General features: G+C 35.6%; 7 protein-coding genes and 1 pseudogene. 4 read left to right on the top strand and 4 right to left on the bottom strand.

The window, feature by feature from the left end; all coding sequences use genetic code 11:
• Nucleotides 1-78: 78 nt before the first annotated feature.
• Complete coding sequence (locus NST91_RS18255) at nt 79-3,147, top strand: efflux RND transporter permease subunit (protein ID WP_341332269.1); 3,069 nt, start codon at nt 79-81, stop codon at nt 3,145-3,147.
• A 1,053-nt stretch (nt 3,148-4,200) separates the two neighbouring features.
• Here the strand turns inward: NST91_RS18255 and ligD are convergent.
• Complete coding sequence (gene ligD / locus NST91_RS18250; protein WP_341332268.1) at nt 4,201-5,757, bottom strand: DNA ligase D; 1,557 nt, start codon at nt 5,755-5,757, stop codon at nt 4,201-4,203.
• A 431-nt stretch (nt 5,758-6,188) separates the two neighbouring features.
• Complete coding sequence (locus tag NST91_RS18245; RefSeq protein ID WP_341332267.1) at nt 6,189-6,665, bottom strand: hypothetical protein; 477 nt, start codon at nt 6,663-6,665, stop codon at nt 6,189-6,191.
• Nucleotides 6,666-7,032: 367 nt separating this feature from the next.
• Here NST91_RS18245 and NST91_RS18240 point away from each other — a divergent pair, with 367 nt between their 5' ends.
• The 3 genes and pseudogenes from NST91_RS18240 (at nt 7,033) to NST91_RS18230 (ending at nt 9,844) form a co-directional block, all read left to right on the top strand.
• Nucleotides 7,033-7,620 carry a YitT family protein gene (locus NST91_RS18240; RefSeq protein WP_341332266.1) on the top strand — a complete coding sequence of 196 codons (588 nt, stop codon included), beginning with the start codon at nt 7,033-7,035 and terminating at the stop codon, nt 7,618-7,620.
• Nucleotides 7,621-7,914: 294 nt separating this feature from the next.
• Nucleotides 7,915-8,352 (top strand): hypothetical protein, encoded by a 438-nt coding sequence (locus tag NST91_RS18235; protein WP_341332265.1) that lies wholly within the window; start codon nt 7,915-7,917, stop codon nt 8,350-8,352.
• A 161-nt stretch (nt 8,353-8,513) separates the two neighbouring features.
• Nucleotides 8,514-9,844 (top strand): annotated as a pseudogene (locus NST91_RS18230) (IS3 family transposase).
• Nucleotides 9,845-9,980: 136 nt separating this feature from the next.
• Here NST91_RS18230 and NST91_RS18225 read toward each other — a convergent pair.
• On the bottom strand, nt 9,981-10,646 hold the full coding sequence (locus NST91_RS18225) for a L,D-transpeptidase family protein (protein ID WP_341332264.1): 666 nt from the start codon (nt 10,644-10,646) through the stop codon (nt 9,981-9,983).
• 1 nt (nt 10,647) lies between these two features.
• Nucleotides 10,648-11,502 carry a hypothetical protein gene (locus tag NST91_RS18220; protein ID WP_341332263.1) on the bottom strand — a complete coding sequence of 285 codons (855 nt, stop codon included), beginning with the start codon at nt 11,500-11,502 and terminating at the stop codon, nt 10,648-10,650.
• Between the last annotated feature and the right edge of the window lie 45 nt (nt 11,503-11,547).

The raw sequence follows: 11,547 nt of genomic DNA, 5'->3' as shown, positions 1-11,547 counted from the left end.
AGGGTGTACAGTTTTTTTCTATTTAATGGGTATAATGTCAATGATACTGTACTTTTTGCGAAATGAGGTACTTTTTTTATGAACATAAGCAACTTTTCAATAAAACGACCAATATTTACGTTGGTGACAATGTTTTTAGTGATAATTCTAGGATTTGTTTCCTTAATGAATATCCCGCTTAAATTAATCCCAGAAATCAATCCACCTGTAGGTGTAGTTGTTGCAAATTATTTTGGCGCTAGTCCTAATGAAGTTTCTGAAAAAGTGACAAAACCTCTTGAACAAAGTTTATCAACATTGCCCGGCTTAAAAACAATGTCCTCCACTTCTCAGGAGGGTGCATCACTAATCTTATTACAGTTCTCATGGACAACATCGATTGATGATATTGAAAATGACATTTTAAGTCGGATTAATCAAACACAAATTACCGATGATGCAGAGGCGCCTCGGTTTCTAAAATTTGATCCATCTCAGTTTCCGATTATTCAATTGTCCCTTAGCATGGAAGGGGATGAAAAGGGTCTCCAAGAGCTTGCAGAAAGTCTAACAACTGAACTCAATAAAGTTGAGGGTGTTGCGAACGTTAATCTGTCAGGTATTGTTACAAAAGAAATAAAAGTCGAACTTAATCAAGACCAATTAGAAGAATACGCCTTGACCCAGGCTGATATTGTAAACATTCTCCGTGCAAATTCCGTCTCATTACCTGGAAATACAATTGAATCTGAAGGCAGAGAACTTACTACAAGAGTAATTAGTACATTGGGGTCGGTCCAGGACTTAGAGGAGCTTTCGATAACAATTGACCCACTACTTGGTGAAAAAGTAGTTCTAGGTGACCTTGCTGAAGTTAAAATTGTGCCCGAATTAAAGAAAACCATCACTCGAGCAAATAAGGAACCTGCGATGTTAGTCAGCGTCCTCCAAGAATCAGACGCAAATACAGCGCAAGTATCAAAAGCCTTCCAAACAGAACTAGAAAAGAAGCTCTCTCAGGACAAATATAAAAATGTTCAAGCTGAAGTACTGTTTGATCAAGGGGATTATGTCAAAATCGCCATTGGAAATATTACAAGTACATTGCTGTTAGGCGGACTGTTTGCGATGATTGTACTCTTTTTCTTCCTTAGAAGTGTTAAGAGTCCACTCATTATCGGAATTGCTATTCCCTATTCCGTCATTGTTACCTTTGTGCTCATGTATTTTTCGGATTTCTCGTTAAATATACTTACGTTAGGTGGACTAGCACTTGGTATTGGGATGCTTGTTGATAATTCAATCGTCGTCATCGAAAATATTTATCGTCATTTATCAATGGGGAAAGAACCAAAACAAGCTGCTGCAGATGGAACAAAGGAAATTGGAACGGCGATTATAGCATCTACTTTAACTACGGTAGCGGTCTTTTTGCCAGTTGTGTTTATTACCGGTCTTATCGGGGAATTGTTTACTGAATTTGCTGTTACGATCGCGTTTAGTTTATTCGCATCCCTTGTTGTGGCACTAACAGTTGTTCCAATGCTAGCCAGTCGATTTTTAAAGAAACCGAATGGAAATCTTGAGAATAAGCGCCAGTCTTCATGGGGCATGCGATTCTTAGAAAATGCCACCAGATGGTCACTTCGACATCGCCTCATGGTCCTTTTGCTCACGATTGTGTTCTTTGCGGCCAGTATATTCGTGTTGTTTAGAGTCGGAACGGAATTCATTCCAAAAAGTGATGAAGGATTCTTTACAATCAATTTAAAACTTGAAAATGGAACGCCACTAGATGAAACACAAAAAATAGTGGGAGTAATTGAAGATAAATTAGAAAAAGAGGCTGACGTAGATGTATTTGTAAGCCTGATAGGCTCTACTCAAGAGAATAGTTTCAGGGGTGGAGGAAGTTCAAATGAAGCAGAAATTTATGTGAAAATGGTTGGTTTCGAGGAACGTGAGCGCTCAACATTTGAGTTTGTTGACGAGACGAAATCGAAAATTGAGTCTCCAGTTCTCGAACTTCATCCAGAGGCAAAAGTAAGATTTAATTTACAATCCTCATCGGGTTCAACTCCAAACACTTTGCAGTTTCACGTAAAAGATACAGATAAAAACAGGCTGAATGAGGCTGTTCAAAGGCTTTCAGAAGCGCTGGTTGATTTGAAAGATGTTACAGAGGTTTCTACAGATGTTTCAAAAACAATTGAGGAGCTTCAAATTACGATTGATCAAGAAAAAGCGTTTGAGGAAGGGCTTATGCCTGTACAAATCGCAACAACGGTAAACGATGTTACAAGAGGAACAAGAGCGTTGCAGCTAACTGATGAAGACAATCAAATTTATCCGGTTACTGTAGGCTATGATCGAGACTTTACAAACAATATCGAGGGTCTAGGGAACCTGCTTATTAAAACTCAATCAACAACTTTTGTGCCTTTAAACGAAGTGGCAGAAATTGAAATAGGCGAGGGGCCGCAAACTTTACGAAGAATTGACCAGCAGAATGCCGTACAATTTACAGTCAAATACGTAACGACAACAAATCTTGGTGCAATTTCGAAAAAGGTGGATGAAGTAGTAGCAGACCTTAAACTTTCTGATGAAACAGACATCGTCTACAGTGGTGATAAAGAACTGTTAGAATCCTCAATTGATCAATTGGGTCTTGCCTTTGTGCTTGCACTAACATTGATTTATATCGTAATGGCAGCACAGTTTGAATCATTAAAATATCCGTTTGTTATTATGTTTACGGTTCCGTTAATGGTCATCGGGGTTGCAATTGGCCTTAGTCTCACAAACACTCCAATCGGAATCACAGCTATCATCGGAATTATCGTGCTAGCGGGAATTGTGGTAAACAATGCAATTGTGATTGTTGATTATATTAATAAGAAGAAAGAGGACGGTATGGCTTCTCATGAAGCAATCGTTGTCGCGGTTAAAGATCGAACACGACCAGTGATGATGACGGCCAGCACAACCATTTTAGGGCTATTGCCTCTAGCATTCGGTATCGGTGAAGGCTCCGAAATTAACCAACCGATGGGAATTACCGTCATTGGTGGTTTGATTAGCAGTACCTTGTTAACTTTGTTTATCATTCCAATTGTGTATAGCTTGTTTGATAAGGAGACGAGGAGGAGAGCTAGAGCGGAATAAGGATAGTTGTTGGGAATATTGGAAATGGTGCAGGGAGCTATAGTTGATATCGAAGGGTTTTTTGGTGGCTTTTGAGTGATGGGATCAATCAATGGTAGATAAGGTGTGGGGTTTGGGTAATCTCTGGAAAAGGTGGTTGGATAAGTGTTAGATATGGTAGGGGTATAGGGTAATGGTGGAAAAGGCGGTTGGATAAGTCTTAGATATGGCAATGTTATTGGGTAATGGTGGAAAAAGTCATAGCATAAGTGCTTGATATGGTAAGAGTATTGGGTGATATTGGAAAGAGTAGCAGCATAATGGTAGATATGGATGGATTTTTGGGCAATGTTGGAAAAGCTGATGGGATAAGTGCTTGATATGGCAAGGGTATTGGGGGATATTGGAAAAAGTAGCAGCATAATGGTAGATATGAATGGATTTTTGGGCAATGTTGGAAAAGGTGATCAGATAAATGGTTGATATGACAAGACTATTGGATAGTTCTGGGAATTGTCATGGCAAAAGTGGTATTTAAGATAGGGGTTTTGGATAATTAAGGAAAAACAAACGTTAAATAAGCTTGGTGAAGTACATTTTAAGCCAAATTCAGAGCGAAAATGTACTTCATAAGCCCGATGAAGAACATTAGGAGCGAAAATTAGAGCACAAATGTACTTCATAAGCCCGATGAAGAACATTACGAGCGAAAATTAGAGCACAAATGTACTTCATAAGCCCGATGAAGAACATTTCAAGCCAAAATCAGAGTACAAGTGTACTTCATAAGCCCGATGAAGAACATTACGAGCGAAAATTAGAGCGAAAATGTACTTCATAATCCCGATGAAGAACATTTCAAGCCAAAATCAGAGTACAAGTGTACTTCATAATCCCGATGAAGAACATCTCAAGCCAAAATCAGAGTACAAGTGTACTTCATAATCCTGATGAAGAACATTTCAAGCCAAAATTAGAGCCGAAGTGTTCTTCATCACCAAGTAACCCACATGTACTCTAAATACATCAAGCCCAAAACTCACTTTCCTCAATTCCAACCAATGACCCACGCTCCTAGCTTTGTCTCAAAAACTTCAGCACAGGTTCAAATGGCTGTTTCTCTTTCGCATCAAAATAATGCGTAAAGGGGCAGCCTTTTTCGTTAATTCTATTAATGATTGTTTCCAACGGAAAATCTTCAATTGACAAATCATCCGTTATTTCGTCCCAATATAGTGGGGTGGCAACATAGGCTCCCTCATTCCCGCGAACAGAGTAGGGTGCTACAATGGTTTTACCCTCAGCATGCTGTACGTAATCTACGTACATGCGGTCTCCCCGATTTTTTTTCAATCTTTCAATCGTAAACAGGTCAGGTTCCATGGTTATTAAATAATTGGCGATAAACTCAGTAAATTGTCTCGTATCCTCATACGTAAACTTGTTTTCCGGAAGAGGTATATAAATCTGTAAACCTTTATTTCCCGAAGTCTTTACAAATGACATCAGTTTCAGTCCATCAAATACTTCTTTCAGTATGGATGCGGCTTTTTTAGCAAGTGGAAAAGCCGCGCGCGACGGTGGATCCAAATCAAACACAATCTCAGATGGTCCTTTTGAATGAATCGTTTGAAATGGGATGTGAAACTCGAAACTTAGTTGATTTCCTAACCAAGAAAGGGTTTTTAAATCATTGCACACAATATATTCAATCCCATCAGACATAGAGGTCTGGATAAAGTCAGGTGCATACTCCGGGCAGTTTTTTTGATAAAAGGACTCACCATACATCCCATGTGGATAACGAATCACGGTCAATAAACGCTCTTTTAAAAAAGGAAGCATATAAGGTGAAACTTCAACCAAATATTGAATATAATCGAGTTTTGTTATCGATTTATCCTTCCAAAGTGGCTTGTCAGGATGAGTAATCTCAATTTCTTTAGGTAGAAGTGGGGCATTTTTAATGAGCTTATCCCATGTGCACTCCCGCCATTCCACATCAAACCGAAATTTTGAGAAGCTAGGCTGTCGTAATTGCTCTTTATACAACTCTAGATATAAAAGTTCAACACAGATGCCAGGGTCGACTTTAATAAAACTAGCTGTTTCTTCTGTGGAGTTTGTTTGTATAACACGAAGGAGTGCTTGTCTTTCATCAGTAGAAAGACCGTGTGAAAATAAGCCTGCTTCATAGATTTGTTTATTTCTTATAACCCCGACATGAAAAAAGGCATTCTTTTTATCGTAGCCTAGAATAAAAAAGACACCAACTTGCCAATTTTTTATTTTATACCAGTTAGTGGTGCGCTTTCCTTCCTCCCAAGTGCTATCAATTTTTTTTGCAATAATCCCTTCAGCAATATGTTCTGTAACATTCTTCCAAATCGCGTCGAGGTCTATTTCGTATTTAATTAATTGGATGAGTTTGTCACTACTTGGATTAATGATGTGAGAGAGATCGGCTTTACTAAAAAGATCATAAAGTTCATCTTTTCTTACCTGAAGTGATTCAGCCTTGAGATTCTGACCACTTAACTCTAACACATCAAAGACTACTTGTACATTAAGTATTTCATGGGCAAAATCGAAAAAACAAGCACCTGATAGATTGTTTTCGATTTTGCCCAATTTTCTAATTTAAAATGGGCCAAATACAATTATTAAATTGTATTAGTGATCGGGTTTAACAAAAAAATAAAGAGTTCAAATAAGTTGGATATAATCAATGTATAGTCTGTTATCACGGTTTTTCTTCAGCCGTTTAATTGTAAAAACGCTAGGAAATTTTTTCAACTAAATAATCTGCTACAAATGATGTAAATACTCTAGAAGGAAGTCGTGATACCTATTCGTTAGTAGGGAAAGAGCAGAAGTATCAAAATCGTATTTACGTTATCGACTAGTGTAAAATAAAGGGAGTAAATTGGAAATGCACCTATATTGCAAAAAAACATATATTATTATTGAATAAATTTAATGTCTATCTGTAAAAACTGCCTCACGTGGGGTAGTTTTTTATTTCATTAATAGACAATTCCCTTTAAAATGGGTTACTAGACCTACAATGGCTGGTTATCGTTTTTTTCCTTTTCAAAAAGGTATTGAAACCAATAAAATAAAATTGCCTTTGAAAAGAAATAAATGAAAAATTGGAAATGGCTAAACCGTACCAATGTATAATATTTTATTTTTCTTGCAAATTTGGAGAATGGGTACGCAAAGAATGCATTACCAATAGCGTTAAGTAAGATAAAACGTTTGAAATTACCATATGACCATTTCATTAACCAAATTGAAATAACTAAAAACACCCCTATATTAAAAGGAAACTCATTAAAAATGTATGAGTTTGGTTTATTATAAAAAACCCACCATTTGCGCCTTTTCCCAATAATTGCATTAATAGCTTCTATTACACCAATAAGGATTGAAACGGGAAGAAATCTTTTTATGTTTTGTAAGCCCAAAAAAGGTAGTGTTGACCATGATAATAAGACCATGGCAATATTTATGATTTTTTGCATTTTTACCGACATAATACCAACGTCCTTTTATATAAGTTAAAATCCCCTTTCTTGTTAAAATGTCCACCCAAATAAATATATATGTGTATATTTTGTTGTGTCACCTAAGTCTAGTCCATAGTAACGTACAAATAGCAGTTCCATAAACATGTACATTCACCGGATTGTAACAATTGCAAATTCTTCCCTAATGTTGGTGAATAGCGCATAAAACTTTGTTCCTTGGTTCCGACCCTACTTTTCAAAACGAAAAATTACGCTAAGTTGCGTCTACCTGCACTTCAGCAGTTATATTCAGTGAAGTAAAAGTTGTCCATAATGTTAACGTTTTTGGCATATACATAGAACACGTCCATTTAGACAGGAGAGTACTTAATAAATGCCATTTTTTATGAAAGCAGTTGCTATCCTTGTAGGCAGCATGTCAATAGCATTGGGAATAAATATTTTTTTAATACCAAACAAAGTTTTAGATGGTGGAATTATTGGTTTAGGTTTAATTATTAGTTACCTATTGAATACAAACGCAGGGTTCACAATAATGGTTTTGAGTATACCCATTTTTGCTCTAGCTTGGTTTAAGTATCGTTCATATTTTTTTAATAGTTTGCACGGTATGCTTTTATCATCATTTTTTATTGACCTTTTTCATAACGTCAATCAAGTTCCTATAAAATTTTCACCAATTCTTAGTTCATTTACAGGTGGTGTATTCATTGGTTTTGGCATTGGTCTTAAGCTTCGCTTCGAGACAAGCACAGGTGGAACAGATTTATTAGCCCAGTACTTTTCTGAATTCGTTAAAATTAATGTTGGGATCATTATTCTCATTATGGATGTTCTTGTTATTTGTCTTGGGGGTTTATTCGTTTCAACTGAAACTTTCTTTCTTTCGGCTATAACTATTTCATCTGGTGGAATAACTACAAGTCTTTGCACTTGGAATTTTAAAAGCAATGATTATTGAACAAATAATTCCAATTAATAACAATTAGGCAACCGTCTAGGCATTGGACAATCGCGGAGCATATGATGAAATTGTGATTATCAAATAGGTAAAAATCGCTATCAAGGATGTTTTAATAAAAGGTTTGTGTCATTTTGAATAATTTACTTTTGATAAGTCTATTATCAATTACCGGGGGCAACTTACCTTTTCATTTCCAGAAACATTAACGAAATTTACCTATTTGTACTTTTAAACATGTCGATTGTTTTTTGAATATTATGGATGAAAATTATGGTCGGGAGATGAAGAGGTATGGAAGAAGTAGAAGAAATACAATATCGTGAAGAGTTGCTGGAATGGTGTGATAACATTTATTTCCATTGGGAAAGAATGAAACCAAGGTTTTCAAAATTATTTGATTTGAAGACCTTAGAGGAATGGGGAGAGTCATGTCGTGGGTTGAAAGAAAAATTACAGACAGATACAGAAGCTGATCTTGATGAATATCACATAGCTAAAAACTTGTATGAACAGTGGGAACTGTTATACAGAGAATCAGTAAATGGTCAAGAAGAGGTTAAATCCGATGAAAGGAAAATAGAGGACTTGTCCACTGGTTCTGATGGCAAAATTGAATTGTCAGTCCGAGAAAACGATACAGAAGATGAAGTTCTGCAGATGACAATTAATTTGGAAATACCGAGACAGGATTTAAGGAAAATTTTATTAGACTATAAAATGGAAGTCTAGCCAGCTCAAATAGAGAAAAGTTCTCAATGGTCTATTTCGTATATGAAAACGCCAAACCTTAAATTTAAACTGTACCCTATAGAGTAGACACTAAAAAAAGTCTACCTATAGGGTACTTTTTTGTATAATTAAGAAAAAGATGGGGAATGGGGAAATTTCACATGAGCAAAAAAATATTTACAGAGAGAGAAATTAAGAAACTATCAGCTAATACAAATGTAAAGTCCGTTAGTCCAAAGGGGATCACCTATACTGATGAGTTTAAGCGTCTCTTCATTACTGAAAATCAAAAGGGGAAATTTCCAAGACAAATATTTGAAGAGAATGGTTTTGATATTGATATTATCGGAATGAATCGCATTGAATCATCTGGTAAGAGATGGCGTGCTGCATATAGGGACAATGGAGTAGTTGGATTAAGGGATAATCGAAAAGAAAACTCTGGTAGACATAGTGATAAGGAACTTTCATTAGAAGAAAAATATGCTCGTTTGGAAGCTGCAAATAACTTACTAAAAGCGGAGAACGAATTATTAAAAAAGATAGATTTTGCCGAAAGGAGGCTGAAGAAGTAAAATTATCAGCTGAACAAAAATTCCTACTTATTCACTCTGTTATCGAAAAATATCAACTCAAAAATATGGTTAGTTATTTATGTGAAACAGCTGGAGTATCACGCTCTGGATATTATAATTACTTTTCTTTACGGTCAAAGGAACAACGTGAAAAACGGGATTCGAAAGATGAGGTTTTAAAAGAGAACATTTTAAAAGCCTTTAATTTCAAGGGACGCAAAAAAGGTGCTAGACAAATTAAAATGACATTAGAAGGTCAATTTAATATCATCTACAACTTAAAGATGATCAGAAGAATAATGAAGAAATATAATATTGTCTGTCCAATTCGTAGGGCAAATCCGTACAAAAAGATGTTTAAAGCTACACAGGAACATAGCGTCTTACCTAACCTGTTAAACCGTGAATTTAAACAAAAAGTCCCAGGGAAAGTATTACTTACAGACATCACTTATTTATTTTTTGGAAAAGGACAAAAAGCTTATTTATCGACTATTAAAGACGGATCAACTAATGAGATTTTGGCCTACCATGTGCTTGACCGAATAACGCTAGATTTAGCCACTGATACATTAGTAAAACTTAAAAAGAATCAAAAAGTAAAGTTAGCAAAAGATGCCTTTATTCACTCTGACCAGGGTGGCCACTATACTAGCCCTATTTTCCAGAAGCACGTTAAGAAGTTGGGATTAGGATAATCCATGTCAAGAAGAGGAAACTGTTGGGATAATGCTCCACAAGAGTCGTTTTTTGGGCACTTTAAGGACGAGGCCTATATTAAACCATGCGCAACTTTAGACGAACTTAAAAGGGAAATAAAGCGTTATATGACTTACTACAACAATTATAGGTACCAATGGGATTTAAATAAGATGACCCCTGTACAGTACAGAGATCATCTTATTAATGCTGCCTAGTCTTTTTTTTAATGTCCTTGACAAGGGGTACAGTTTAATTAAGGTATTGGCGTTTATTTATTTTACTCTTTATAAATAGTCATTTACACATGCACAAATGCGGTTTAAGTTACATTTCGATTGAATGAGATACGATTTATTCTAATAATCCTAATAATATATACTCTCTTTTTGTTATCCCACCCGTAATTGGTAAATTATTTTCTTTTTGAAACAATTCAACTGCCCTCTGAGTTTCCTTATTGTAAATTCCATTTACCTTTCCATTATATAAACTCATTAACTTTAGTCTTTCTTGTACAATTTGGACCAAAGTTCCTTTTGAACCAAATGATAAAGGTTTAAATTCTCCTTTTCCAATGCCAGTGATAGGTCCTTCTATATGTACAACTGTACCTTCAGATACTATTTCAAATAACTCTTCTACATCTTTATTTTGCATTCTTATACAACCACCACTAATATTCTTCCCCATCAACCAAGGCTTGTTGGTTCCGTGAATACCATAATTTCCCCAGGGTACATCTAATCTTAGCCAACGAGTACCAAACCCACCACCCCACTCCTTATCTTTTTTAATGATCATAAATGTTCCTATTGGTGTAGGGGTTTCATCCGTACCAGGTGATATTTTATAATTCTTTATTACTTTTTCACCTTCAATTACATAAAGTTCTTTGGACCATAAGTCAATTTTAAGGTACATTCTCTGTTGGTCCTCGCTGTAAACCTCTATATTTAATGGTATTGTTAAGGAAAAAATGATTAAAAAAATAGTAGTTATCCAAATTTTATTTTTCATCTCAGAATAACTCCTTCAAAATGTATTGATCGTCTATATACCACCTATCGACTAAACTATCACGCCTAAGAATGAAATGTACTTCTTTTTTTTCTTTGCCACTATTTTTCCGAAAGAATTCGACTTCCACAGGAACCTCTATAAGAATTTGTTTATTTAAATCTTCAACCGGCAAAAATGACATATGACTGATTCCAAAGTATGTAAAGTCGTTTACTCCTTTTATCAAATCTGATGTATGATCATTTTTGTCAACCGTTTGTTCTAATATATGTTTATCACGAATATTTATAGCTGTCGAAAAAATAGTAATTAATTCATAGGGATCAATGTTATTTAGATACTCATCAATTTTTCCTCCTGCTTTTAATATCATTAATTGATGGGATCGATCCATTCTTCCTGATCGATGTGTAGTACTTCCCAAAAAATGAATGCAAAAATGGCCTGGAAAACCATTCTTTAGTACACCTCCACCATGGGGCATACCATGCATTGATGCAGCAATCATTTGATCACCAACAAGAGCTATTATCGCCCTTCTATCCCAACTCCATTTTCCATTATAAATTCTTTTCATCATTTGGGTGTCTTTTCTAGTTAAAGGTTGCACATCGGCATGTTTACTGCCAGCCCTTCTCTGAACACTAAATAGCAACCCTGTTTCTACATCAATTACAGTAAAAACTTTTCCTTTTGGGAGTATTCGATTTGCTATTTCCCACGGTAATACTTCTATCATAAGGCTAATAGGGCTGTCATTGTCATCATAAAATACATCATTAGCAAATGTTTTCTGAGGAAGTACCAATAAGAAAATAGTTAAAATCAGCACATATATTTTTAATTTCATCATAAAGCTTACCTCTTTTTTTCATATTTTTATCAACAAACACAAATG

This window comes from Ferdinandcohnia sp. FSL W7-1320 (assembly GCF_038050315.1).
GTDB classification, from domain to species: Bacteria; Bacillota; Bacilli; order Bacillales; family Bacillaceae_L; genus Ferdinandcohnia; species Ferdinandcohnia aciditolerans.
The sequence above is the reverse complement of the archived record's forward strand: the minus strand, read 5'-3'. Positions and strand labels throughout refer to the sequence as shown.